19 protein-coding genes are annotated in these 25748 nt (G+C 42.1%); 12 read left to right on the top strand and 7 right to left on the bottom strand.

Going from position 1 to position 25748, the window contains the following annotated elements:
- Nucleotides 1-421: 421 nt before the first annotated feature.
- Nucleotides 422-1954 (top strand): VanZ family protein, encoded by a 1533-nt coding sequence (locus FIS9605_RS0123805; protein WP_026734833.1) that lies wholly within the window; start codon nt 422-424, stop codon nt 1952-1954.
- A gap of 240 nt (nt 1955-2194) precedes the next feature.
- Entirely contained in the window at nt 2195-3601 is a 1407-nt protein-coding gene (locus FIS9605_RS0123810) for a serine/threonine protein kinase (RefSeq protein ID WP_026734834.1), read from the top strand.
- A 174-nt stretch (nt 3602-3775) separates the two neighbouring features.
- On the opposite strand, the gene ylqF is transcribed toward FIS9605_RS0123810, so the two are convergent.
- From ylqF to fdhD, 4 genes are all read right to left on the bottom strand, one after another.
- On the bottom strand, nt 3776-4657 hold the full coding sequence (gene ylqF, locus FIS9605_RS0123815) for a ribosome biogenesis GTPase YlqF (protein WP_026734835.1): 882 nt from the start codon (nt 4655-4657) through the stop codon (nt 3776-3778).
- Nucleotides 4658-4717: 60 nt separating this feature from the next.
- Nucleotides 4718-5101 carry a VOC family protein gene (locus FIS9605_RS0123820; RefSeq protein WP_026734836.1) on the bottom strand — a complete coding sequence of 128 codons (384 nt, stop codon included), beginning with the start codon at nt 5099-5101 and terminating at the stop codon, nt 4718-4720.
- Nucleotides 5102-5186: 85 nt separating this feature from the next.
- On the bottom strand, nt 5187-5735 hold the full coding sequence (locus FIS9605_RS0123825; RefSeq protein ID WP_026734837.1) for a VOC family protein: 549 nt from the start codon (nt 5733-5735) through the stop codon (nt 5187-5189).
- A 36-nt stretch (nt 5736-5771) separates the two neighbouring features.
- Nucleotides 5772-6614 carry a formate dehydrogenase accessory sulfurtransferase FdhD gene (gene fdhD, locus FIS9605_RS0123830; RefSeq protein ID WP_026734838.1) on the bottom strand — a complete coding sequence of 281 codons (843 nt, stop codon included), beginning with the start codon at nt 6612-6614 and terminating at the stop codon, nt 5772-5774.
- Between the two features lie 550 nt (nt 6615-7164).
- Here fdhD and FIS9605_RS0123835 point away from each other — a divergent pair.
- On the top strand, nt 7165-7632 hold the full coding sequence (locus FIS9605_RS0123835; RefSeq protein WP_026734839.1) for a hypothetical protein: 468 nt from the start codon (nt 7165-7167) through the stop codon (nt 7630-7632).
- Between the two features lie 671 nt (nt 7633-8303).
- On the opposite strand, the gene FIS9605_RS0123845 is transcribed toward FIS9605_RS0123835, so the two are convergent.
- Nucleotides 8304-8969: a response regulator transcription factor gene (locus tag FIS9605_RS0123845; protein ID WP_026734841.1), complete on the bottom strand. Its 666-nt coding sequence runs from the start codon at nt 8967-8969 to the stop codon at nt 8304-8306.
- A 12-nt stretch (nt 8970-8981) separates the two neighbouring features.
- A complete protein-coding gene (locus FIS9605_RS0123850) occupies nt 8982-10322 on the bottom strand; it encodes a sensor histidine kinase (RefSeq protein WP_155960503.1) in 1341 nt (446 codons plus the stop codon).
- Between the two features lie 1355 nt (nt 10323-11677).
- Here FIS9605_RS0123850 and FIS9605_RS0123855 point away from each other — a divergent pair.
- The 7 genes from FIS9605_RS0123855 (at nt 11678) to FIS9605_RS0123885 (ending at nt 24045) form a co-directional block, all read left to right on the top strand.
- Nucleotides 11678-12976 carry a calcium-binding protein gene (locus FIS9605_RS0123855; protein ID WP_026734843.1) on the top strand — a complete coding sequence of 433 codons (1299 nt, stop codon included), beginning with the start codon at nt 11678-11680 and terminating at the stop codon, nt 12974-12976.
- 166 nt (nt 12977-13142) lie between these two features.
- Complete coding sequence (locus FIS9605_RS0123860; protein ID WP_026734844.1) at nt 13143-15236, top strand: glycosyltransferase; 2094 nt, start codon at nt 13143-13145, stop codon at nt 15234-15236.
- Between the two features lie 44 nt (nt 15237-15280).
- On the top strand, nt 15281-16858 hold the full coding sequence (locus tag FIS9605_RS0123865; protein WP_026734845.1) for a pentapeptide repeat-containing protein: 1578 nt from the start codon (nt 15281-15283) through the stop codon (nt 16856-16858).
- 215 nt (nt 16859-17073) lie between these two features.
- Nucleotides 17074-18198, top strand: coding sequence for a calcium-binding protein (locus FIS9605_RS0123870; RefSeq protein WP_026734846.1), 1125 nt, complete (start codon nt 17074-17076; stop codon nt 18196-18198).
- 116 nt (nt 18199-18314) lie between these two features.
- Complete coding sequence (locus FIS9605_RS0123875; protein ID WP_026734847.1) at nt 18315-19181, top strand: hypothetical protein; 867 nt, start codon at nt 18315-18317, stop codon at nt 19179-19181.
- A gap of 185 nt (nt 19182-19366) precedes the next feature.
- Nucleotides 19367-22342 (top strand): peptidase domain-containing ABC transporter, encoded by a 2976-nt coding sequence (locus tag FIS9605_RS0123880; RefSeq protein WP_026734848.1) that lies wholly within the window; start codon nt 19367-19369, stop codon nt 22340-22342.
- 107 nt (nt 22343-22449) lie between these two features.
- A complete protein-coding gene (locus FIS9605_RS0123885; protein WP_035140128.1) occupies nt 22450-24045 on the top strand; it encodes an HlyD family efflux transporter periplasmic adaptor subunit in 1596 nt (531 codons plus the stop codon).
- Nucleotides 24046-24548: 503 nt separating this feature from the next.
- Here FIS9605_RS0123885 and FIS9605_RS0123890 read toward each other — a convergent pair.
- Nucleotides 24549-24755, bottom strand: a complete 207-nt coding sequence (locus FIS9605_RS0123890; RefSeq protein ID WP_026734850.1) for a hypothetical protein — start codon at nt 24753-24755, stop codon at nt 24549-24551.
- A 102-nt stretch (nt 24756-24857) separates the two neighbouring features.
- Here FIS9605_RS0123890 and FIS9605_RS46165 point away from each other — a divergent pair, with 102 nt between their 5' ends.
- On the top strand, nt 24858-24992 hold the full coding sequence (locus FIS9605_RS46165; protein WP_269321067.1) for a hypothetical protein: 135 nt from the start codon (nt 24858-24860) through the stop codon (nt 24990-24992).
- A gap of 31 nt (nt 24993-25023) precedes the next feature.
- Nucleotides 25024-25734, top strand: coding sequence for a cation diffusion facilitator family transporter (locus FIS9605_RS37955; RefSeq protein ID WP_197036125.1), 711 nt, complete (start codon nt 25024-25026; stop codon nt 25732-25734).
- Nucleotides 25735-25748: the final 14 nt, after the last annotated feature.

Below are 25748 nucleotides of genomic sequence, written 5' to 3' on the forward strand. Positions count from 1 at the left end.
TTTATACGGGCGGGCAGGATGCCCACCCCACAATATTACTAAAGCTCTTGTGGGGTGGGCTTCTAGCCCGCACTGTTTTTAGTTTATTTATGCCTTTCTACTTACTTAATCACTTTAAATTATCATATCTTTTTCTGGAAAAGGGGCTAGATAGGTTGAAGTCTTTTGAGGATAAAAATTCAGCGGGTGCGATTTCAGATAAAAAAGCCAATTACTGCGTTCTTCACAGAAGTTTAACAGAATATTTATCGTCTCTAGATATTTATTCTTTGTGAATAGAAAATACTAAAAAAGAGCGCTTGATTTTAGCATGGTTAATCACTGAGTTTCAGTATAGATGTTGAATTCATCAATGGTTATTTTCCAGACTATAACCTTAGTTAGATATTGCAGACAAGTTGTATAGCTAAAATTAACAGTTATGAAAAAACATCAGATGTTTCGCACAACTCATTCTTTAGCCTTGCTTAAAGACTATGGATTTGTTAGTGTCAGCATATTAGTAGTGCTGTTAGCGACATTGTATCCCTTTAATTTTTCATTTACCGAAAGTTTTTCTTTACAAGAATTGATTGCTAGTTTTATTAATACTAGTACTTTTCAAGACAGGGTTAACAATATTTTATTGTTTATACCTTTAGGCTTTTTTTTAAGCCGTGTCTTGCAAAGAATCAGGATAAAATTGATACTAGAAATTTTAATAGTTACATTGGCAAGTACGAGTTTATCAACGCTAGTTGAAGTTTCACAAGTTTTTCTTCCTTCTAGAGCACCTACTCCTGAAGACATTATCAACAATAGTATTGGTGGTTTTGTTGGTTGGCTTTGCTTTAATTGGTTTAGTTCTAAAAGCTTTGCATACAAATTAGCAAGTGTAGAAAATAATACAATTAACCAGGTTCATAAAAGAATTACTGTGTTTTGTATTGGATATATATTATTAACATTCTTGACTTTAGTATATTGGAAAAGTACAACATCGTTGAGTAATTGGAACCCAAACTATCCACTGGCTATTGGCAATGAAGTAACAGGAGAAAGACCTTGGCAAGGATATATATCTGAAGTTCATATCGCTGATAAAGCTATTTCAAACCGTGAAGTGTTGCAGGTATTTGAGGATAGAAATTACTTTAATAATCTCGGAAATTCTCTTCTGGCTTCTTATCAATTAGATAAAGAGGGCAAATTATTCTACCGAGATCAAAGTGGAAAGCAGCCTAAACTCTTGTGGCAAGGTCAACCCTCAGATGCTCAGGAAAGAAAAGGAATTTCGTTGAGTTCTAGCAATTGGCTAGAAACAGCATATCCTGTTAACTATTTGAGTAAAAGGATATCTAAAACTTCAGAGTTTACTATAAGTACTACTGTAGCTACTGCTGACACAAATCAATCTGGCCCTGCTCGAATTATCTCAATTTCTAATGACAACTTACGTCGTAATTTTACCGTGGGGCAGCAGAGAACGGATTTAAATTTGCGATTAAGAACACCACTGACTGGAGAAAATGGAGTAGATTTAATACTGAATTTTCCGAATATTTTTGTAGATACAAAACCACATCATCTAATCATCACTTATTCCCGAGCAACTATCCAGGTATACGTAGACAATCTCAAAAATTCTTACTCATTAAATTTGCTAGATTTAATGCCAGTAGAACAAAAAATATTCTACTATGCGTTGACTTTTATACCTTTAGGGATTTACCTAGCACTCCTGACTATTTTGGCAAAAAGAAATCTAATCACTTATAGATTTTTAATAGTTTTTGGTGCATTATTACCTTCTTTAATACTGGAAGCTCTATTGGTGAGTAAGAATGGTAAAGAAATTAGCTTGAGAAATATGTTATTGGGTATCTTATTTACAGCAGGAACCGCACTGATATTGAGAATAAGGGCTGCGGTGTTAGTAAAAAAGATAACAGTAAGGAAATCGGTTAGTACCTGACGTGCAGTCTGTTCCACATCACCTTGCTAGCGAAGTTCTGGTAAGGTGTGCAATTATGATTTGTTTGCATGGAATGTGAGATCAAGGGGCGATCGCATTCATCCGCATTCATCAACAAAATGCTGTGAAAAATTGGATATTCAATCTTTATACATAAATTTTGTGATTAATCCTGAAGAAAATACTGAATTATTGTAAAAGTCTATTGTTGTTAATTTTTTACATTAGTTTAGCCATAGCATGATTGGCACATTGCTAGATCGGCGATACAAGGTGGTTAAAATGCTAGGTCAAGGAGGATTCGGTCATACTTATATTGCCGAAGACACTCGCCGTCCTGGCAATCCTCTCTGCGTAGTAAAACATCTCCAACCAGCTATCAGCGATCCCGATTTTTTGGAAACAGCTAGACGCTTGTTTAAAAGGGAAGCCGAAACCCTGGAAAAGCTGGGCAATCATGACCAGATTCCCCGACTGTTAGCTTACTTTGAGGAAGACGAAGAATTCTACTTGGTGCAGGAGTATATCCCTGGTAATCCGCTGTCGTTGGAAATACAACCAGGAGTGCGGTGGAGTGAAGACCAAGTAATTCACCTCCTGCAAGAAGTTTTACCCATTTTAGAATTTGTCCACAGTCATGAGGTAATCCATCAGGATCTCAAGCCTCCTAATTTAATCCGCCGCAGTTCAGACAACAAGCTGGTTCTAGTCGACTTTGGTGCTGTCAAGCAAGTGAAGATGTATTCACTGATGACTCCAGAACAACTCAAAAATGAAACGGTTCCCATTGGTACACCTGGTTATATGCCGAGTGAGCAAGCACTGGGTAAGCCACATCCCAATAGTGATATTTATGCTCTTGGTATGATTGCTATTCAAGCTTTGACAGGCATGAATCCTAAACAGCTAGGAGAAGAACCTGTAAGTGGAGAAATACTCTGGCAGCATCATGCCCAAGTTAGCGACTCCTTAGCAGCTATTTTGAGTAAGATGGTGCGCCAATATTACAAATACCGCTATCAGTCAGCAGCCGATGTCCGGGAAGCAGTCGCTGCTATTACCAGTCCCAACACACCAACGGCTGTAGCGGTGGTTGTCAACCAGGTATTACGCGAGTATTTGCAACAAGGCTATTTGTCTGCAACTAAGATTGTGCGATCGCTCCAAGAATTAGCAAAACCTTGCTACGTTCCGCCAGATCCCACAACTAAATCGCCAATCACTATTCCACCAACAATACCCCAAACACAAAACCTGGTGAAAACTGGTGCTTCACAAAGCAATTTTCAAATCAAACGTCGCCACTTGCCATTGTTAATAGCTGGTGGTGGTGCTAGCGTTCTCCTTGCTGTGGGTGTAATTATGACAAGTCGTCCACCCCAACCCTCGCCTATCGTTGCAAAAAATCAAGTTACAGAAACGGCTGATAATAAAAATAAAACGGAAGAAAAAAATAATTGTATTGTTGTTGTTAGGTCATCCAATTTACGCTCTTTATCTGGACACAGGAAAACAGGAAAAGTTGTGAAAGCCGGAACGAAAGTGACAGTTACTGGCAGACAACAAGGCGGCTGGCTAGAAATTAGTTCTCCCGAATCTGGTTGGATTTGGAAGAGTCGAACGAGAAATGTTTGTTCTGGGAAATAAGGCAGAAGACAGAAAGCATACGGAAAATCAATCCGTGTGTACCCCCTCATTCCCCCCTCTTATAGGGGGGAAGGTAGAGGAAAAACTTTTATTTATTGTGCATCTGTCGATTTCTAAAACATGATTTTGTGACGGCTTTAATTTACCTCAACGGTGGAAATAAATTTTCTGCCTTCAGATTGGCGGTAATTCCAGGGGAATAGTACCCAATAAACCCTTACGAAAATCTGTTAAAAGTTGGCGTGCAGTTCTCTCTACATCACCTTTATTGCGAAGTTCTGCTAATTCGTGTAAATATGATTCGCCCGTGGAAGATGTGGGATCGAGTTGATAGCGCGATCGCAAGGGATTTTTTGGTAATAAATCAGGTGCTCTATAATAGAGGTCGTTCAGTAAATCTACGAATGCTGCTGCTATTAGTTGATTATCATAAGCTGCTTCACCAATATCGTCACAAATGGCTAGTTTCAATCCAGCTTCTTGATCTTCCAACTTGGCAGGAATAACACCAGGAGCATCCAGCAGTTCTAAATCTTGCGAAATTCGCACCCAGCGCAGTTGACGAGTCACCCCAGGACGAGCCGCGCTTTCCACTACTCGCTTTCCTACCAAGCGGTTAATTAAAGCCGACTTGCCAACATTGGGAAAACCAATCACCACAGCACGGACTGGACGGGGTAGCATACCGCGATCGCGTCTTCGTTGATTTATCTCCACCCCAGCAGCTTGTGCTGCTTTTGACACCGCCGCCACTCCTTGCCCTTGTTGGGCATTAGTAAAATAAGGTACTTCACCTTGACTTTTAAACCAATCTGTCCACAATTGCCGTACTTGCGGAGAAATCATATCTAAGCGGTTCAGCACCAACACCCGTTTTTTATTCCCTACCCACTTTGGTATTTGGGGATGGTAGGTTGCCAAAGGAATTCTAGCATCTCGTACTTCTAGTACTACATCTACCAGCTTGAGCTGTTCCTGAAGTGCTTTTTCGGCTTTGGCAATATGACCGGGATACCACTGGATTAGGTTTAATTTATAGTTTTGATTAATGGCCATTTTTTTTCTTAGTCCTTAGTCATTTGTCATTTGTCATTTGTCTATACTAATAACGAATGACTAATGATCTTGTATAGCAGATTGATGTAAGATTAGACGATTGCCGTCTGGATCGTAGGCGTAAATTTCTCTACCGTGGGAAGAGTTGATAATTTCTCCGGGTGGGGGATAGCCCAAGGCTGTAAGGTGAGCGATCGCATTTTCTAAATTATTTACCTGTAAACACAAACTCATCTTGGTTTTAGCGGAGTTCTCAAATTCTGAATTGTGGGTTTGTTTTGGTTTAAAAATACCCAATCGCAAACCAGGAAATTGAAACTCTGCATACACATTTGGAATTATGATTACTGGGTTACTAGATAGTAAATTAGTGTAGAAATCAACTAATTTTTCAATATGAAAAGATGCCAGGGTGACGAATGCATCAGTACATTGGAAAACCATATTTGTCTGATATTGGAAGCGAAAAATAGCTTTAGCTGTGAAGTCCTCACTCGCCATCATGGCATGATAATTCTGTTTAGCTAGTTTATTCTACTCTACCGACTGCTGAAATTGGTTTATGCTGTAGATCCCTTTCAGGATCGCCCAACTGGCGCACATTTGTGGCAAATTCAAGCAAGATACCATCAGGATCGAAGAAATAAATTGAGGAAATAAATGTAGTTTCATCCTGTTCTGGAACAAAGCCAGAAGGAACATCGGCATGGTGCATAACAGGAGTTACTTCTACACCTTTGGCAACCAATTTTTGTTTATACTCCTCCAGTTTTTCGACTGGAACATTGAAGGCCAAATGATTCATTGAGCCATGCGCTGTGGCTATATTGCCAGTTTGCCAAACATCACGGGGAGGTGATGCAATACCTGGTGCGGCTTCTGGTGCTTGCGGAAACCAGAAAAAAGCCAAAGCATCTCCGTTACCAATATCAAAAAAGAAATGTTGTCCGCCGTCTGGTAGGGCAATGGTTTTGATTAAATCTAGACCAAGTACGTTAGTGTAAAAGTCTACGGTGCGTCCCATATCTTTACAGACTAACGCAATATGGTTTACTCCTTGTATTTGAAAATCTTTCATGTCACTCACCTGTTGGTATAATTTACATTGGCTTTGTCAAGCTTTCGTTACTATCCTCTCCACTCCAGAATATACGTTGAACCGTTCCCCGCGTAAGAATCCGATTAAAGTAATTCCAAATTCCTGAGCTACAGAAACTGCTAAACTGCTAGGAGCGGAAACAGCACAGACAATCGGAACTCCAGCTGCTGTACACTTTTGTAGAATCTCAAAACTAGAACGTCCGCTGACCATAACAATGCGATCGCTCAACGGTAAGTTGTCACTCAGCAAAGCCGAACCTATTAATTTATCTAGGGCATTGTGACGTCCTACATCCTCTCTCAGTGTCAATAACTGCCCTTGGACATCAAACAATGCCGCAGCGTGCAAACCTCCTGTTGCTTTAAATACACCTTGAGCCGCCCTCAGTTGCTCTGGTAGGCTGTAGAAAATTTCTGATGTAACTGTTGGTGTTGGCGGTATTACTGAACAACCACGCAAATGCAAAGCTTCAAGACTAGCTTTGCCACAAACTCCACAGGCGCTGGAGGTGTAGAAGTGACGCTCCAAAAGCTGTAAATCTGGATGCAAATCTTCTTTGAGTTCTACATTTACAATATTGTAGCGTTGTTCGCTATCTATTTCGGTATCCACGCAGTAACTCAAACGTTGGATATCTTGGCGCTCGCTAATAATTCCTTCTGTGTAGAGAAAACCAGCAGCAAGTTCAAAATCTGCTCCTGGTGTTCGCATGGTGACAGCAACTGTACGACGGGGAGAGGCAAGGCGAATTTCTAAAGGTTCTTCAGTGGTCAGATCGTCTAAGCGCGATCGCATTTTGCCATTTTCCACCACCCAGACAGTAGCTTTGGTCTTGCTTCCAACAGGCTTAGTCATATAACAAAATATTAATTATTGATAATAAGCTTATTATGATTTACATAATCAGAGATATTTCGTGATTGAAATACAAATAATTCATAAGCATTTTTTAATGACTTTCTCCTGTGTTGAAAGTCAATAACAGGACTAAAATTTATTTATGCACTAATGTCGAATTTAAGGTGTGTCAAGCTAGCTCTTAACGAGGGGAAGTCTCTGCTTTTTTCTGAAATATTTCCACACCTAAAGCGTGTGGCTACAAAAACTAATCCTGTAAAGGTAGCCCTGTCAAGGTGTGTAAAAAACGAACCCAAATCTTAGTAGAGAAGACTATTTTCCTCTTTGTGTCTTAGTGTCTTTGTGTTTAAATCATTCTTTAGTTCATAAAAAAATGTAAAAATATTACTTGTTTGCGTCACAAAGGTGAGATTTTTACTTGAATCATTGGAACAAAGTTAAGTAAAAAGTTTTGTCCGCATGAACAATTGGTGTCAACAACAGGCAGGATATAAACGCAGACCTTCCAGTCAAGGCTGGCTTACGATCGCAAATAGAGGATTAAGCAATGCCTGAGCAAATGAGTGAAAGGGATGCGCTATACCAATTTTTTGTGCAGTTTGACTTGCCTGAAAAATGGTGGGATTTGGGTCTATTTTATATTGAGTCAACTAAGGAAAATGAGCCACCACAGTACCTCGTCAAACTTAAAGGCGTGGAAGACATAAACTGGGGAGGATACGTTGATGAAAATAGGGAGATTCGCTTCTTAGATTTCAACTCTGATTGGAATATCTCCAAAGGCAAGCATAATTACAAACACTTACCTCCAGAGTTGAATCAATGGTTAGACAGCTTTGCTTTTGATGAAATCTTTCTTGAGCCTGTCAATGCAGATGATGAAGAGATAACAGAACCAGAATCACCAGAAGATATTGAAGCATTAATTCTCAGTCTACTACCAAAACTAGAAGTTAAACAACTAGTCAATATTATGGAGACTGTTGTAAAGATGATTGACTCTAAAATTACGTAAGCAATTAGTAAGGGCGAATTTAACAATATATTCGCCTTTGGAGTTTACAAATACTGCATCTAACAGCTTATTTGATTTTGGGTGAGGCTCCAACAAGCACAAACCAAATTGGGCGATCGCGCGCGAGTGAGACGTGTTGCAATTTTTGCCATACTCATCATGGGATTAATCTCGCTTTCTTTCACCTTGCGAACAATTATAAAATTTCGCCAATCCTTCCAAATCTTGTTGTTGGGTTTGGGTATTAGGGATTTCCAAGAAATAAATTATCCCGGATTGTAGGGTGGGCATCCTGCTCGCCCTTCAGATGGGACGGGTGGAGACATCCACCCCACAAGAAAATTTGGGGTGTTTTTACCAGGTTCAACGAATTCCATGCACCGAGGCGCACAGCAAAGGATGAAAATCTCTCTTCCCTGTTCTCCGTTCCCTGTAAAGAGTTCCTTATTTTCAGGACAGATCTCAGATATAGTTTTTGACTAAAGCGATAGAGAGACATTACACCATATTCACCTCACTTGAGAGTTCTAGAAAAACTGTTGTTGTCAATTCTTTTTACTAAACTGCGGCTCTAGCCGATTTTATAGGGAAAAATAATGTTGTGTTCCTTTGCTTATTCCTATTTTTATCTACGCAGATAAATTACTATTAAGTTTTTGATGAGAATTTCCTCATGAACGCAACCGATAGCCCATGCCCCTAACCGTCTCAATGCGGTTGCCACCTAGCTTTTTACGCAGATAACCAACGTAGACATCAACAATATTGGTATAAGGGTCATAATCATAACCCCAGGCATGACTAAGCAGTTGCTGCCGGGTCAAGACTTGCCCAGGATAACGCATAAAAGTTTCAGTCAAGGCAAATTCTTTAGCTGATAGTTCGATGGAGTGGTTGCCTACTTTCACCTGACGAGTACGCAGGTCAAGGACAATATCGCCTAAACTCAACAACATCTGATCTTCATCCTTGGGCTGACGATTACGCAATCGCAGGCGTACCCTAGCTAAAAGCTCCTCAAATTTAAATGGCTTAGTAACGTAGTCGTCAGCGCCTCCTTCCAAACCATTTACCTTATCCTTTATACTGTCGCGAGCGGTGAGAATAATCACAGGTAGTTGTTGTCCCTGCCCGCGTAATTCTGCCAACACTACCCACCCGTTTTTGCCTGGAATACCAATATCCAAGATCAGTAGATCAAAATCACCACTACAAGCCATGAAAATAGCTTCATCACCGTTGGACACTACGGAGGTGGTAAAACCACTAGCCTTAAAACCTTTCTCTAAAAAGCTGGCAATGCGAGATTCATCTTCTGCGATCAAAATTCGGCTCATACAAAGACCTTCCTAGTTTGATTTTAGGGGAATAACTATGGTGAAAGTAGAACCCCCAAGCGGGCGGCTCACAAGTTCGACCCAACCGCTGTGAGCTTCTGTTATTTTCTTTACAATTGCCAATCCCAAACCAGCACCCTCGGAACGACGGGGACTGCTAGAGCCACGAGCAAAGCGCTCAAAAATCCGTTTTTGGTCACAAAAGGAGATTCCTTCGCCTGTGTCACGCACCCAGAAACGCGCTTTACCATTTGTTAGCGCCGAACCAAGGGCGATCGCATCACCTTCTTGGGTATGTTGAGTAGCATTCACAACCAAGTTTATGATTGCCTGAGTCAGTCGCTGAGGATCAATCGTAATGCGACCACTAGCCACAGCCTCTAAGCACCAGTTTCGATGGGCTAAAGTTTTGGCCTTAGCGTACAGTTCTTTGGTGAATGAACTAATTTCTACGATTTCTAACTTTAAAAAATCGGGTCGCTCAGCCTTAGCTAGTAATAGCAGGTCATCGACAAAGCGACTCATGCGGTCTAGCTCATCAGTGACTAATTCTATCGTTTCCCGTCGTTCTTGAGGGTCTTCACCCAGCAGTTCCAGATGACCTCGGATAATTGTAATCGGCGTCCGCAGTTCATGACTTGCATCATCAATAAAATCTCGTTGACTAGAAAAGGCTGCTTGCAGTCTTTGGAGCATCTCGTTGAAAGTAATAGTGAGTTCGGCGATTTCGTCTGAACCTTTTACAGGGATGCGTCGCATCAGGTCAGACTCGCTAATCGAACGAGTAGTTTCAGTGAGCAGGCGTAGGGGTGTGAGCACCCTTCCAGCTATTACCCAAGCCAACAACGAGGCTAAAATCGCAACAACGAGCATCACCTGGATAATGACAAAAACCGTCTCAGCTACCTCCCAACTTTCACCAGCAGTAGATTGAAGCACCACGAATACTCCGTGAGTTTTTCCCCTAATTACAGGCTGAGCGAGGTAAATTACAACACCGTCTATGGTGTAGAATTTACCTTGCTCAGCCTTTGTTAGTTGAGCTAAATGCTCTAGTAAATAATAATTTTCTTTGAGCCAGCTCGGTAGTGCTCTCGGGCTAGACTTGTAGATTTTACCGTTCAACAATGTCAAAAGAAATTCATCATCGCTGGGAATATTAGTATTAAGAAATACATTAAAAATGGAACGAACGTCATCTCCAAAAGGTTGATTAGTTTTGGGATTTATTCCCTTAGTCAACTGCTGGAATTCCTTCATTTCTTGAAGCAAAGACCTTTCTATCCGTTTTTCTAGACGAAAAAAGAGAACCTGGCGAATAGCTAGGATAGCTACCGTAGCAGAAAAGACCATCAACACAGCATATCCAACCAGGATATGTGTGCGAAGGCCAAAGAAGATTCTGTGCCATCTGGGAAATTGACTAGTCCGTTTCACTGATTTGTCAGTTAAACATTTTTTAATTATTGAGATTGAAATGACTGAACTTAGCCGAGTTTCTTATTCAGCCAATATTTAAACTGGCTTTTTTTATTTATCTATAGATATATTTTATGATTAAAACCGACACAAAGTATTGACAAGTGCACTCTGTTACCATAAAAATAAATAGCGTGTTCCGAAGCAATGTCTCTGAAAAAGAGAAATAAAAGAGAAATTAAATCCATAAGTTGTGTTACAAATTGTGTTTTCACAAGTAGGTTTGGTGACAAAACTGCAATAAATTTTTGTATCATTCTCAATAGTTTGATTCTCACGGCTTATTTTCAGAATGTAGGGATGTATTCAAAAAGTTAATTTATGACCTGAGATTTTTGGTCATACTAATTAACTTGGTGTGGAAAAGAAAGTAAGCTGCGGAGAAATCTTTAGTCTGCTCAGAGAGTTTTGAAATTTAAGAGTCAAAAGTGTCAGACTTTTCGCTCGTTTACAAAAATAAGGATAAGTGTATGTCTGGGATGCAACTACCAATGCAGAAGATGCCGAGCGTGATAGACAATAACACTGTCTGTCAGCGTATGAAACTATCTCAAAAATTGAGCTTCAAATATATTTGGGGTAATTTGCACTTCTGTGCATAACCGAATAGAGCGAACACAATACCTCCTATAGACAAGAACCAAAAGTTCATTGTCTTTGTGGGCGCTAATTAACTAGAGTATGGATGCGTGTCTATACTTGCAGAAAAGGCTTTGTTGTCTGAATCTTTTCTTGAAAATTTAAGCCTCTAGATCACTGATTCAGTAATCTTCAAATGACAATAAGGATAGGTAGGATAAGTAGGATAGATTACTTCCTTGTCTCCCGGCTTTCTCTTGTCTCACCCATAAAGACAATTCTGAATACTGAATCGACGTTTTAGAAACAGGATGGCAAGTTAAGACGTGCAATTACGTCATTGTTTGACATGCTTGCATTGTTGTTACTTGTATTGCTTCAACTCTGTTGAAAGCTACCAATGTCCATCCTTGCGTTACTACGTGAGCTAAAGTACTAATCCATTTCTATCGCAGATGCTTAATCGTGAGGTTGTGTGGAGTATGTTTGAAAACTTCCTACAATATCTTCTCACCATGACTTTGATGCCCCTCTCCCAAGTTTGGGAGAGGGGGGAATGGTGAGAGTTGCAACAACTGACTTTGTACCGTGCATCCAGCAGGTTCAAGTTAGCTAGCAAAATTGTGTTTGGAAAACAAGGAATTTAGTTTATGGCAATAATCAACGGAACGCCGGACAAGGATACCCTTCAAGGTACTAATAACGCTGATACAATACGAGGCTTTGCGGGTGAAGACGAACTCTCCGGCTTAGGCGGTCCTGACCTGATCCGAGGTGGGGAAGATAAGGACACCATATTTGGTGGAAACGGTGCCGACAGACTATTTGGGGATGCAGGCGAGGACTCACTCTATGGTGAGAACGGTAATGACACCCTCAATGGTGGGACAAGTCCTACTGATGTTCTTGATGGCAAAGACCTCTTGGAAGGTGGTGCTGGCAACGACTGGATATTTGGTGGCTTCGAGGATACTCTGTTGGGCGGAGCTGGTAATGACACTCTGACAATTGAGAATAACCCTGATGGTAAGAGCGAGGTTGATGGTGGGGCAGGCAATGACTCGCTAGTTGGTAGCAACAGCCTAAATGAAGGCGACACCCTTCAGGGCGGTGCTGACAGTGACTTCCTAAATGGTTTAGCTGGGAATGACGTTCTTGAAGGTGATGACACCTTGGGTGCCGCTGGCGCTGATACCCTCGTAGGCGGAGATGGCAATGACACCCTTTACGGTGATGCTGACAGCTTAAGTGCTGGTGCCAATGATTCCCTCGTTGGTGGAGCAGGCGATGACGTTCTCTATGGCTATGGTGGTGATGACATCCTCTCGGGTGGAGACGGTGCTGACACCTTAGATGGTGGAGACGGCAATGATGTCCTTGATGGCGGAGCAGGCCCAAGCACACTGTTGGGCGGTGCTGGCTTAGAGACCATCACTGGTGGAGCTGAAGCTGACTTGATTGATGGTGGAGAAGACAACGACTCCCTCTTTGGTGCAGGTGGTAATGACACCGTCCTCGGCGGTGGTGGCAATGACACCCTTAATGGTCAAGCTGGCGATGACTTTGTCGATGGCGGTACTGGCGTTGATAGAGTTTTGGGTGGGCCTGGAAATGACACTCTTACTGGCGGTGAAGACCTTGAAGACCAAACCGCAGCCGACACGCTGATTGGCGGTGACGGCAGTGATGTATTTGTGTTGATAAACACGGAATTTGTGCCAGAGCCACCAGATCCAGGTGAGCCACCAGTACCTGCTCCTGTAGGCGACATCATCCAAGGCTTCCAGGATGGTGTAGACTTCTTCGAGTATGATTTCGCTTTTGAGACGCTGACGATCTCAGGCAGTGGTAATAATACTTTGATCACAGTTACTGAAACTGGCGAACTGATAGCAACTGTGCTTAACACAAATCCCAGCAATATCACAGAGGCAGATTTTCTCGCCTAAAAAATGGGCAACCAGGCAGTGTACTTGGAAAAATCCGAGTAGAACGCACCTGAAGTTACCCCAAACCTAAATGAGCAGCCCAGCGTCTCCATAACTTGCTGAGCTACTTTTCGGATTGTGTCTCCATTTTAATCTCTTGCTGTCCCAACTAGAGGGACAGCAGGAGATGAATAATCAAAAAGCCATGCGAATTTTATTTTTGCACCCCAATTTCCCTGCCCAATTTCGTCATGTGGCAGCAGCTATTGCCAAAGATAGTAGTAACCAAGTTGTTTTCGGTACTACTCGTCATGAAGGAAGTTTACCTGGTGTCAACAAAGCCTTTTATAAGGCTAAACGAGAAGCTCGACCAGAAACTCACCACTATGTTCGACCTTTGGAGAATGCCGTTCTTCAAGCTCAGGGCGTTTATAGAATGGCAGAACAACTAAAAGCTCGTGGGTTTATCCCAGATGTAGTCTATGGTCATTCGGGTTGGGGTCCAACTCTGTTAATCAAAGATATTTTTCCAAAAGCCAAATTACTGTGCTATTTTGAATGGTTTTACCATGCTCATGGTTCTGATGCGGACTTTGATCCCACCGAATCACTTACTGCTGACGATGAAGCCCGGATTCGCATTAAAAATGCTCCTATCTTAATAGATTTATATAGTTGCGATCGCGGTCTTTCTCCAACTTATTGGCAGCGCCAGCAATTCCCACTAGAGTATCACAATAAGATTACCGTGCTTCATGATGGTATTGACACTGAATTCTTTTGCCCCAAGCCAGGGGCAAAGTTAGTTCTCCCCCGCATCAATCTAGACCTTTCTCACGCAGAAGAACTTGTTACTTATGTAGCACGCGGTATGGAACCTTATCGGGGTTTTCCGCAGTTCATTGAGGCAGTTGCTCTACTTCAGCAGCGACGACCCCAGTGTCATGTAGTAATTGTGGGAGAAAACCGGGTAGCCTATGGCAAGCCTCTGCCTGATGGCAAGAGTTATAAAGAGGTGATGCTGGGAAAATATCCTCTCGACCTCAGCAGAGTTCATTTTACGGGCTGGTTGCCTTATCATGAATATCTGCAAGTTCTCCAGGCTTCCTCTGTACACGTTTATCTCACCCGTCCCTTCGTCTTGTCTTGGTCAATGCTGGAGGTTTTATCCGCAGGTTGCTTGCTGGTAGCTTCTAGAACTCCTCCTGTGACTGAGGTGATCCAAGATGGTGTCAATGGTTTTTTGGTAGACTTCTTTTCACCCCAGGAAATTAGCGATCGCATTGAAGAAGCGCTCAAGCATCGAGACCGAATGGCTTCGATCCGTGTCAAGGCGAGGGAAACAATTCAAAAGCGCTATGACTTGTCGGAGTTATTGCCGCAACATCTGCAATGGATACAGCAGCAAGAAGATAACAGCAACGGCAAATTAGTTTCCCCGTGGGAGGGAACTAAGCTAAAGCCAATAGCCATAACTGAAAAAAACGGTTCAAATGGGAGACATAAAGATGCGGAGAATTCATTAGCAACATCTCCAGCTATCTTACAAATCCATAACCAGACGGTGACAACTCAAGAAATTATTCCCCTGTTAAGTAGGTATCAACTGCTACCAAAACTCAAGCAAGAACTTGTTATTGATGAAGCGATCGCATCTTTTAGCTGCACAAGCGAAGAACAAGCCAAGTGTTGCCAAGACTTTTGCGAACAGCATCAATTGACATCAGAGGCTGAACGTCAAGCTTGGTTGCAGCAGCAGGGTATGAGTGAAACACAATTTTTAGACCTAGCAACCCGGAACCTGAGAATTGAGAAATTTAAACAAGCCACTTGGGGTAGCAAATTAGAATCCTACTTTTACAAACGCAAACAACAACTTGACCAAGTAGTCTATTCCCTACTTCGCACTCAAGATGCAGATGTTGCTCAAGAACTTTACTTCCGCCTTCTAGAGGGTGAACAGTCCTTTCCGGAACTAGCAAGGCAATACTCCCAAGGTTCAGAGGCTCAGACTGGTGGCTTAACAGGCCCAGTAGCATTGAGTACACCCCATCCTAAATTAGCCCGAATTCTTGCTATCAGCCAAGTAGGTCAGCTATCGCCACCAATCCACATCGGAGATTGGTGGGTGATTGTGCGGCTGGAAAAGTTTATACCAGCACAGCTTGACGATACTATGCGGCAACGGTTACTGAACGAACTCTTCTCTTCTTGGTTAAAAGAGCAACTACAACAGCAAGCTTCCACACCACAAGCTGTGGAAGTGCAAAAACCAGCTTAAATTCTGAAACTGCAAACCGATAAAATTTTTGTGAGGAGCTTACCATGCCAGCTTTAGACTTCAGCGAACAAAACTTGGTAGGAAACGACTTTAGCGGTCAAAACCTAAATGGCTCCACTTTTTTCAAAGCCACCCTTACAAATGTCCAATTTGTCAATACAGGGCTAAGAGGCACTAACTTTGAAGAAGCCAAGCTGTACAACGTTAATGCATCTGGTGCTATTTTTGCCCCTAATAATAACTTTCCTCAACCAGCTAATTTCTTCAAGGCGACATTAGAGAATGTCAATCTCAGTGGAGCCAATCTGAGACAGGCTAATCTGTCGCTGATCAACACCAAAGACATCAACCTGTCAAACGCCAACCTGACTAATGCTAACCTGCGGGAAGCCAATCTTAGTGGTGAACAGTCTGAACGCCCGAATCTAGCTGGGGCTAACTTCACGGGAGCCGATTTATTTAAGGCTAAGCTGAAAGCCGCTGACTTAACGGGCGCGAAGCTAGTGAATGCTAACCTAGAAGAAGCTGATCTGGAAGCCACTCTCTTGGTCAACGTCGATGCAACGGGTGCTAACTTCACTAAGAGTAACTTCACAGATGTGACTCTGCAAAACTCTATCTTTGACCTAGCTAATTTCAGTGGTGTTTCTCTAAGTGATGCTCCACTCGAACCAGGTCAGACGAGCAATGTCAGGTTTCGTGGCGCTAATTTAAGCAACTTTCTTGTAGATGATGCCGTTTTGACAGGTGCTGATTTTAGTCCCCATGTCGCTGCCAATGGCACCGTTACGGTAACAAACCTGAGTGGGGCTAAATTTGATGACACCGATCTGAGTGGAGCGAACTTCACGCAAGCCAACGCAGAAGGTATCATCATTAACGGGCCTGCCGTTAACGCAAATTTCACAGATGCTAAGCTAGTTAACGCCGATCTGTCTAAAGGCGATTTCACAAATGCTAACTTCACCAGAACTGACCTAAGTAGTGTGAAGATGACCGACGCGATCGCAGTTGGTGCGAACTTCACAGATGCCAAGCTAGTTAACGCTGACTTGTCTAAAGTCAACTTCACCGATGCTACCTTTTTTGGAGCCGATCTCACTGGTGCGATCGCGGTTGATGCCATTGGTCTAATTGTTGGAGATGCTGGAGACAACATTCTGAATGGGACAGATGGCAACGATAACATCTTTGGTAATGCTGGCAATGACACCCTCACTGGTAATGCAGGTAATGATTATCTCGATGGTGGTGCTGGTAGTGATAGCCTCAATGGTGGTGCCGGACGAGATACCCTGATTGGTGGTACTGGCGCTGATATCCTGCTTGGGGCAGGTGGTAATGATACCCTGATTGGTGGTGGTGGTAACGATACCATGAATGGAGGGGCTGGGAACGACACCTTTATCTTTGCATCAGGCTTCGGTCGCGATCGCATTAATGGTTTTGCGGACGGTGAAGACAAAATTGACCTAACAGCATTTGCAACCAGTTTCGGAGCTTTGACAGTCACTCAAAATGGTGCAAATACGGTGATTTCCAGCTCAACTTTCGGTACAGATACGATTACCCTGGCAAACTTCACTGCCAGCAATGTTGATGCTACCGACTTTATCTTCTAACTTTATTCACATCTTGCAGCAATTGCAACAGCCTGGAGGCAGAGCCTCCAAACCCTCACCTGCCAGGTTCAACCTGGTAACGAGAACTAGAGGCAGAGACTCTTGCAATGGAATAGTCCTATCTTCCAGTTCTCGTAAGGTACATCCCAAGACAAACGTATCTAAACTTAAACCTTTAAACTTTCAGCAATTTTGAAAATCACAAGGTAATAAACATGAGTACAATCATTGGAACCGCAGGTAATGATACCCTTTTAGGAGATGATCTCAATGACTTTATCGATGGTCGGGGCGGCAATGATTCGCTCTTAGGAAACGACGGCGCTGACACTATTCTCGGCGGATTAGGTAATGATTTCCTCAATGGCGAGGATGGCCCTGACTCACTTGATGGCGGAAGTGGTTCTGACACCCTTCTTGGCGATGATGCTGATGACACCCTTTTTGGCGGTGCTGATAATGACTTCCTTTATGGCGATGATGGCAATGACACCCTCTTTGGTCAGGGAGGTTTAGACTTTCTGAGTGGTGACAACGGTAATGATTTCCTTGATGGCGCGGGTGGTGCTGATACCCTCTTTGGTCAAGAAGGCGATGATATTCTCTTAGGTGGGGCTGGAAATGACTCCCTTGGTGGAGTTGTGCTAGACGGCGAAGGCAATATTGTTGATGCCGAGTTTGGCAATGACTCACTTAATGGAGGAGATGGTGCTGACACCATTGACGGCTCCTTTGGCGATGATACCCTCATTGGCGGGGCAGGTCTTGACAGCCTACTTGGTGGGGATGGTAGTGACTTACTCGATGGTGGTGCTGATGCTGACATCCTCTTTGGTCAAGAAGGCGATGACACCCTCATTGGTGGGAATGCTGCTGATAGTTTGATTGGTGGCTTAGGCAATGACAACCTAGATGGTGGTATCGGTAATGACATCCTTAATGGCGAAGATGGCAATGATGTCATCAATGGTGGAGACGGCAACGACTCCCTGATTGGCGGTGCTGGTAGCGATACCCTGACTGGCGGTGCTGGTGCTGATGCCTTTATCTTCAATGACTCCACTGAAGGAATTGATACTATCGCAGATTTTTCCGTGGTTGATGATACCATCTATGTCTCTGCTGCTGGTTTTGGTGGCGGGTTGCAGGCTGGCGTACTTCCTGCTAGCCGATTCCACTTAGGTTCATTGGCGAACGATGCCTCAGATCGATTTATCTACGACAGTAGTATTGGAGTGCTGTACTTTGACGTAGATGGTACAGGTAGTACTTCGCAGGTAGAGATAGCCAGACTAGATAACAATCCTGCGATTACTAGGAATGACATTGTTGTCATCTAGGTATCAGACACTCTGAGAAACTCAGAAGTATTTGATCTCCCCTAACCCCCCTTTTTAAGGGGGGAACTCAACTTTCTTTACCTACCCAGTTTCATTACCTGTACTTTGTAGCGTCAATGCGGATTCTTGTTACTATTGCCCACTTTTTTAATCCTGACAGCAAGGGTAAGCACGCTTCCCAAAGGAAAGATCCCCGACCTCGCCTGTTAGCGTTAAATCAAAGCCTTGCTGCTTTGCATCAGCTGTTTGGTAAATCTCAAACTATTATCAATATTGGGCAGAAGCTGGCTTTTCCTGCGAACCAGCTGCAAGCCAACCATCTGGATATTGTTATTTGTACGACCAAAGATTATCATCTCCTCAATCATTTGCGTTTGCCTGCTCATTTTTATGGGCATTATCCTACTAAAGCAGAACCCTTGCTGTTAGGATTTGAATGCCAAGCGGTGCTGCGGGATTGCTTAGGTCAGTACGATTACTATTGTTTCCTCGAAGATGATTTGATCCTTCACGATCCTTGGTTTTTTATCAAATTAAATTGGTTTACTCAACAAGCAAGCGATCTATGTCTACTCCAGCCTAATCGCTACGAAGTTTCTACTCGCAATTTGAATTGCAAAGCCTATATTGATGGTGATTTAGCGCCACGGGTGACTGCACTTTTTCAAAATGTAAATGAGCAACCAGAACTCAAAGGCAAAATTTTGGGGATGCCCATCACGTTTCGTCGTGCCCTTAATCCCCATGCTGGCTGCTACTTTTTGAATGCCAATCAAATGGCTTATTGGGCTAGCCAGTCTTATTTTCTTGACCGCGATACCAGCTTTGTTAGTCCTTTAGAAAGTGCTGCAACTTTGGGGCTGATGAAGACATTCCGGGTTTATAAAACTGCACCGGAACACGCAAGTTTTTTGGAGATTCAACATTTTGGAACGGGATTTCTCAACTTAATTGGAGAACAGATAGGTTTGGCGGTAAGCTGAGTTCCTGCAAATCGGATTACCGATCGAGAGTGAATTCACATTAGACGTTTAAGTACCTAAACAAAATTAATTACAAATTTTCTATTCTGTTCCCTGTTAAGAGTTCCCTGTTCCCCTACCTCCACCCATAACTTTAATTTTGCCTAACCACTTACTATAATTTTCCACTCCTCATTCTATTTAGCATGACTTATACTAAAAGCACTTTTCAAGAATTTCTCGCCACACTTGAGGGTTTTGACCAATTATCAAGTGAAGTTATCGCAGATTTATCACAACAACTCCAACCTTGGCGCTATCGTCTAGGTCAGAAGATTATCGGCAAAGAAAGAATTTCTGAGCGAGTAATAATTATTTATGAAGGAAAAGCTCGCCTATTGGCATATGATCCCCGTACGCAACAGCCAACCACGTTAAAGTTGCTGCAACCAGGAGCAATTCTCGGCGAGATTAGTTTGTTGCGAGAAGTTGCCTGTGAGATAGCGATCGCTTCTACTGAAGTCACATGTTTAACGTTGAGTGCTGACGAGTATTTGCGCTTACTCTCCTTCCAGCCTTTTGCCGAGATTCGCAAAAACTGCTGCCACTTGGTGGAAATCTTTGATGTCCTTGGTGTGCAAAGAGAAGTGCAAGCTTTAGGCAGTTTAAATCTTAAAGAACTTGCTCAAGATGCTTTGGCAGGAGCGAAAGTAGATTATTTCTATCCAGGGAAAACCCATGTTAGTCAATTGGATCGCGAAAGCATCTGGTTTATCAGTGGCGGCGGAACTGTAAAGAACTTTTCTTGTGGTTCTCGTTTGGAATTCAGAAATCTGCAAGACACGGTTGAGGTTCAGGGGAAAAGTCCGGCACGATTGATTGGTTTGCGTGCGTCGGATTTACAAATACTAAACAACACTAACGCAGAGATAACGGATGAAATTGAAATTCCCTATGCACCTTACGAAGAAGCGTCACCACCACAACGCACTACCGTAAAAAGTAAACAAAAACTCAAAAAGTATCCGTATTCCCACGGTGAAGGACAATTAAATTCAGCGATCGCCTGTTTCCAAATGGTCTCGAAACATTTGGAAATGCCTTTTCGCCGCGAGGTGATTCGCCGTATCTTAACAGAGCAGATGAAACGACAGAGTACGATATCGTTTCAACTATGTGCTTACTTGGCAGAATTGATTGGACTCAAGGCGCAATTAGTAGATATACCTTGCGATCGCATAACGCGCATTCCCACCCCTGCACTGATTCGCTATGGCGAAAGTTATGGTGTTGTTTATGAAGCGAGCGATCGCGTTGTAGTTTTAGGTGTACCATCCCAGGGAATCCAGCGATGGAAACCTGCTGAACTGCTTGCCAAATTAGATGTAGAAGAAAGCAATTATCCGCCTCGGATAAGGGTATTACTACTTTCTCGCACCAAAGCAACACCCCAACAACGCTTTGGTTTGCAATGGTTTCTTCCCTATTTATCACGCTATCGCCGCGTACTTTTAGAAGTCTTTGTTGCTTCCTTCTTCGTGCAATTAGCAGGATTAGCGAATCCACTAGTGATTCAGTTAATTATTGATCAAGTAATTAATAATAATAGTATTAACACCCTGCATATTTTAGGTGCTTTACTATTAGTTGTAGGGTTGTTTGAAGCTATACTGACCACACTACGCACATATTTATTTGTTGACACTACCAATCGCATTGACATGAGTTTGGGGTCGGAAATTATCGACCACTTGCTGCGTCTACCACTGCAATATTTTGAACGCCGACCCGTCGGAGAAATTTCTACTCGCATCAACGAATTAGAACATATCCGCTCTTTTCTCACTGGTACTGCTTTAACAGTCGGGTTAGATGCACTATTTTCGGTGGTTTATATCATCGTGATGGTGATTTACAGCTGGAAATTAACCCTTGTTGGTTTAGCCACTATTCCAGTATTTATCATCATTACTTCTATTGCTTCTCCCACGATCAGAAAACAGTTACGAACCAAAGCCGAACGCAATGCCGAAACTCAATCTTATTTAGTTGAGGTAATGTCGGGAATACAAACAGTCAAAGCTCAAAATATTGAGTTGCGATCGCGCTTTTCTTGGCAAGAGCGTTATGCTCGTTATGTCGCAGCTGGTTTCAAAACGGTAGTCACATCTACCCTCGCTAGTTCTACTAGTAACTTTCTCAATAAACTAAGTAGCTTGTTAATTTTATGGGTAGGAGCTTATTTAGTACTCCAAGGGGAATTAACTTTAGGAGAATTAATCGCCTTTAGAATTATCTCAGGTTACGTCACTAGCCCCATATTGCGTTTGGCTCAACTTTGGCAAAGCTTCCAAGAAACCGCTCTATCTCTAGAGCGTTTAAGTGATATTGTTGATACACCCCAGGAAGCCGAACAAGACCGCTACAACATTCCCTTACCTGCCATTGAAGGAGTAGTGAAATATGAAAATATTTCCTTCCGCTTTAACAGAGGTGGCCCCTTGCAACTTTGCAATATCAATCTCGATTTTCCTAGTGGAAAATTTATCGGAATTGTTGGACAAAGTGGGTCGGGTAAAAGTACGATGATGAAGTTGCTGCTCAGGCTGTACGAACCAGAATCAGGCAGAATTTTAATTGATGGTTACGATATTGCCAAAGTAGAACTTTATTCCCTACGAAGACAAGTTGGAGTAGTTCCTCAAGAGACGCTGTTGTTTGACGGTACAGTGCAAGAAAACATTGCTTTGACAAATCCCGAAGCAACAACAGACGAAATAATTGCAGCTGCAAAAATCGCAGCCGCTCACGAATTTATTATGAACTTGCCAAACGGTTATAATACGCGAGTAGGCGAACGGGGTGCTGGACTTTCTGGCGGACAAAGACAAAGAATTGCCATTGCTCGTTCGGTTTTACAAAGACCAAAGTTATTAGTATTAGACGAAGCAACTAGCGCCTTAGATTACCCCACAGAACGGCAAGTTTGTCTAAATTTAGCAGAAGCATTTAAGGGAAATACAGTATTTTGTATTACCCATCGTCTGAATACTATTTTACATGCAGATATTATTGTTGTAATGGATTCTGGAAGAGTTATAGAACAAGGAAGTCATGATGAATTAATGGCTTTAAAAGGCCATTATTATTACCTATACAACCAACAAGAAGTGAATTTGTGAATGGTTAGTGGTTAGTAGTTAGTGGTTGGTGGGAAAAAACTAACTACTAACTAGTAACTACTAACTACTATCTACTATCTACTAACAATTATCAATCTAAAATCGCTATGAATGGCAATTCTTGTAACGGCAAGCATAGAAACGGAACAAAAATAGATGCACGTGTACTTACATATGAAAAACCAAAAAATTCAGAAGCGCCTTTAATTGACTCAGAAAATCACAAAGAGAATCAAGAATATCAAGATGATAAATTTGAGCAATCCGTTGTGCTACGCCAATCTCCAGTTTGGTCGCGTGCAATTATGCTGAGCATGATCGGGTTAGCTTGTGTTGGAATTGGTTGGGCAAGTTTTGCTAAAATTGAACAAGTAGTTCCAGCAACTGGTCAATTAAAGCCGGAAGGAACTGTTAAAGAAATTCAAGCACCAGTCAGTGGAGTGGTGAAAAAAGTTTATGTTAAAGATGGGCAGCAGGTAAAACCCGATGATTTGCTGCTGATTTTTGATTCCACTGCTACCAATGCTGAATTAAATTCTTTAAACAAAATTCGTGCTGCTTTGATTCAAGAGAATCAGGTTTATCGTCGATTAATAGACGCAGATTCTACTGAAATCAGTGAAATTGAATTATTAGAACGAGAAAAATTGTCAAGGGAAGCTGCTTTTTTGCTAAAAAGTCGGGCAGCTTTAATTGCAGAAAATAAGTTATTGCGAACAGAATTAAAAAACTCTGGCTCTAGTGCGACAGACTTAGGAATTGACGAGCAAGAACGTTTACAAACAGCCAAAAAAGAATTAGATTCTCGCTCTGCTGCGGCACAATTGGAGATTGAACAAATTAAGAAAAAACTTGCTCAAAATCAAGTTAAACTTAATGATGCAAAAGCAAGTTTAGATATAGAGGATAAGATTTTCGGTAAACTTAAAACTTTATCAGAAGAAGGTGCGATCGCAGAACTTCAATATCTCCAACAGCAAAAAAAGGTGCAAAACCTCACAGCACAAGTAGCAGAATTAGTTGAGGAACAGCAACGCCTACAGTTTGATATTGAGCAAGGACAGCAGGAATTGAAAAATACGGTTGCTGGTTCTAATAAAAAAGTACTGGCTCAGATAGCTGATAATAAAAAGCGCATTGCCGAGATTGACAGCCAATTAACTAAAATTATGCTCGACAATGAAAAACAATTGGCAGACGTCAACAGTAAAATTTCGCAAGCAGAAACAAACGTCAAATATCAGGAACTCCGTGCTCCTGTAGCCGGAGTTGTTTTTGATTTGCAAGCGAAAAATTCTGGATTTGTGGCAAAGGGCAGTGAAGAATTACTCAAAATTGTCCCAAGCGATAAATTTATTGCTGAAGCTTTCATCACCAATAAAGATATTGGTTTCGTGCGGAAAGGAATGAAGGTAGATGTCAGAATTGACTCCTTTCCTTTTAGCGAATTTGGTGATATCAAAGGAGAAGTGATTTCGGTAGGTTCGGATGCATTACCACCAACTGAAACACATCCATACTATCGTTTTCCGGCAACAATTCGCTTGAATAAACAATCACTAAGTGTGAAAGGTAAAAGCATTTCTTTACAATCAGGAATGTCTATTTCTGCTAATATTAAGATACGCGAAGAACGCAGAGTAATTAGTATTTTCACTGAACTGTTTACCAAGCAAGTTGAGAGTCTTAAACAGGTGCGTTAATGATTGTAGAATTAAGAGGATGCATGAAAATACCGAGTCATTAATCATAGTTACTTGAGTTTCATCGCATCCAACTAATCAATTTGGAGACAATTATACTCTGATTTTGATTGATAGATTGATGCAGATTCATCAGTTCAAAAAGTCTATTTTGGAACATTGATACATCCAGAATTTCCACTCAAGCTGTTGAAAAGAAGCGCCTGCTGATACAACGACAGAAGTATCTGCTGATACACTTGCGTATGACAAATTAGCTTCTGAACCAGAAGCTTGGGAGTTTGTCTACAAGGATGCGATTTCAGAAGCCAAGAACATAATTTCAACCCCGAAAATTGATACCCCGACCGAGTCTGCACTTACAGAGAAAGAATATTACAATCTCTCCCTTGTCTCCTAGTATTCGACCAAATTCAAATTAGTGGGGTTATAGGTGGTCAGATTCCTGACTTCTTCAAGAAGTCAGGAATCTTGCAACCGAAGCTCCTGCCTTAGTGAGAAGACTAACCTCCCCAATAACCCGCATACTTGTAATATTCTTCCAGTGAAAATGTGGACGTGGTTGAAGCTGAGATAATATTGATACCACCATTGATGGCTGCAGCTTCTTCATCACTCACATCTTCCCATTCTACCAGTTCTTGCTCATTTGGAGTAGTCTTGATTTTTCCGGTGGGGAGCAAATCTTTGATTTCGAGGTTAAATTTCATTTAACTTCCCTCCTAATATTATTTGAGGCTGAACCAGCCTGATTATGCTGGTTGAGATTGGCATCATATCCTGTAGTTTAGGTAAAACATAGTGACAAAATTGTGACACTATCGGAGGAATTTTCTTCCCACTGCGATCGCCACCTAACTAAAAATGCAAACAGGGCATTAACATTACCCCAGATTTTAAATATCGTCAAAGAAATTTATGGCACAATTCACAAGCAAATATACTAGGGACTTAAAATGGCAAAATAAGGTAAATTCAGTGTTTAATTTAATGCTTCATCACCATTCGCAAGATTGCATTCATGGCTGTGCCTTGAACAGTGAAGGCAGTCAATTCTCTGAGCAGAAAGTTCGCATACTGGGGACGGCGTTAGTACTAGTTCTCTGCTTTGCCGGTTCAGAACTAGCGATTGGCTATTTCTGTCATAGTGTGGCTCTACAAGCTGAATCCGGTCATATGATCTCAGATAGTTTCGCGCTGAGTCTATCGATGGTGGCGAGTTGGATTGCTCAACGCCGATCCAAGGATCGCGCTAACTTGGGCGATCGGCGAGTAGAAGTGTTGGCAGCATTATTCAATAGCATTGGGCTAGTAGCGATCGCAATTTGGATTGGCATCGAAGCGATCGCATCTTTGCAATCTCCCCCTGCTGATATCCTGAGTTTACCTATGTTAATTACTGCTGGTATCGGACTAGGGGTGAATGGTGTGAATGTAGTTCTGTTGCACGATAGCAGTCACCATGACTTGAATATGCGGGGAGCTTTTCTGCATGTAATAGCAGATTTAATTAGTTCAGTTGGGTTGATTTTGGCAGCGATCGCTGTGTGGCGAATGCACTGGTTATGGGCTGACGGCGCAATTAGTTTATTTGTGTCAGCATTGATTATCCTGAGTGCAATTCCTTTAATAGTGCAAAGTCTAAATCTTTTGGGGAAAAAGCCACCCAGTAATTTAAATGTTATGTGAGGTGATCGCCCAAC

Origin of the sequence: Fischerella sp. PCC 9605 (assembly GCF_000517105.1) — a bacterium.
In the GTDB taxonomy this organism is placed as follows: Bacteria; Cyanobacteriota; Cyanobacteriia; order Cyanobacteriales; family Nostocaceae; genus PCC9605.

Bases quoted from the DNA above. Each gene is read 5' to 3' on its own strand.
- FIS9605_RS0123855 (WP_026734843.1), top strand. From the start codon at position 11,678: ATGGCAATAATCAACGGAACGCCGGACAAGGATACCCTTCAAGGTACT.
- FIS9605_RS0123875 (WP_026734847.1), top strand. From the start codon at position 18,315: ATGCGGATTCTTGTTACTATTGCCCACTTTTTTAATCCTGACAGCAAG.
- FIS9605_RS0123880 (WP_026734848.1), top strand. From the start codon at position 19,367: ATGACTTATACTAAAAGCACTTTTCAAGAATTTCTCGCCACACTTGAG.
- FIS9605_RS0123860 (WP_026734844.1), top strand. From the start codon at position 13,143: ATGAATAATCAAAAAGCCATGCGAATTTTATTTTTGCACCCCAATTTC.
- FIS9605_RS0123825 (WP_026734837.1), bottom strand. From the start codon at position 5,735: ATGAAAGATTTTCAAATACAAGGAGTAAACCATATTGCGTTAGTCTGT.
- ylqF (WP_026734835.1), bottom strand. From the start codon at position 4,657: ATGGCCATTAATCAAAACTATAAATTAAACCTAATCCAGTGGTATCCC.
- FIS9605_RS0123820 (WP_026734836.1), bottom strand. From the start codon at position 5,101: ATGGTTTTCCAATGTACTGATGCATTCGTCACCCTGGCATCTTTTCAT.
- fdhD (WP_026734838.1), bottom strand. From the start codon at position 6,614: ATGACTAAGCCTGTTGGAAGCAAGACCAAAGCTACTGTCTGGGTGGTG.
- FIS9605_RS0123810 (WP_026734834.1), top strand. From the start codon at position 2,195: ATGATTGGCACATTGCTAGATCGGCGATACAAGGTGGTTAAAATGCTA.
- FIS9605_RS0123890 (WP_026734850.1), bottom strand. From the start codon at position 24,755: ATGAAATTTAACCTCGAAATCAAAGATTTGCTCCCCACCGGAAAAATC.
- FIS9605_RS0123835 (WP_026734839.1), top strand. From the start codon at position 7,165: ATGCCTGAGCAAATGAGTGAAAGGGATGCGCTATACCAATTTTTTGTG.
- FIS9605_RS0123850 (WP_155960503.1), bottom strand. From the start codon at position 10,322: ATGGTCTTTTCTGCTACGGTAGCTATCCTAGCTATTCGCCAGGTTCTC.
- FIS9605_RS0123865 (WP_026734845.1), top strand. From the start codon at position 15,281: ATGCCAGCTTTAGACTTCAGCGAACAAAACTTGGTAGGAAACGACTTT.
- FIS9605_RS0123870 (WP_026734846.1), top strand. From the start codon at position 17,074: ATGAGTACAATCATTGGAACCGCAGGTAATGATACCCTTTTAGGAGAT.
- FIS9605_RS0123885 (WP_035140128.1), top strand. From the start codon at position 22,450: ATGAATGGCAATTCTTGTAACGGCAAGCATAGAAACGGAACAAAAATA.
- FIS9605_RS0123845 (WP_026734841.1), bottom strand. From the start codon at position 8,969: ATGAGCCGAATTTTGATCGCAGAAGATGAATCTCGCATTGCCAGCTTT.
- FIS9605_RS0123805 (WP_026734833.1), top strand. From the start codon at position 422: ATGAAAAAACATCAGATGTTTCGCACAACTCATTCTTTAGCCTTGCTT.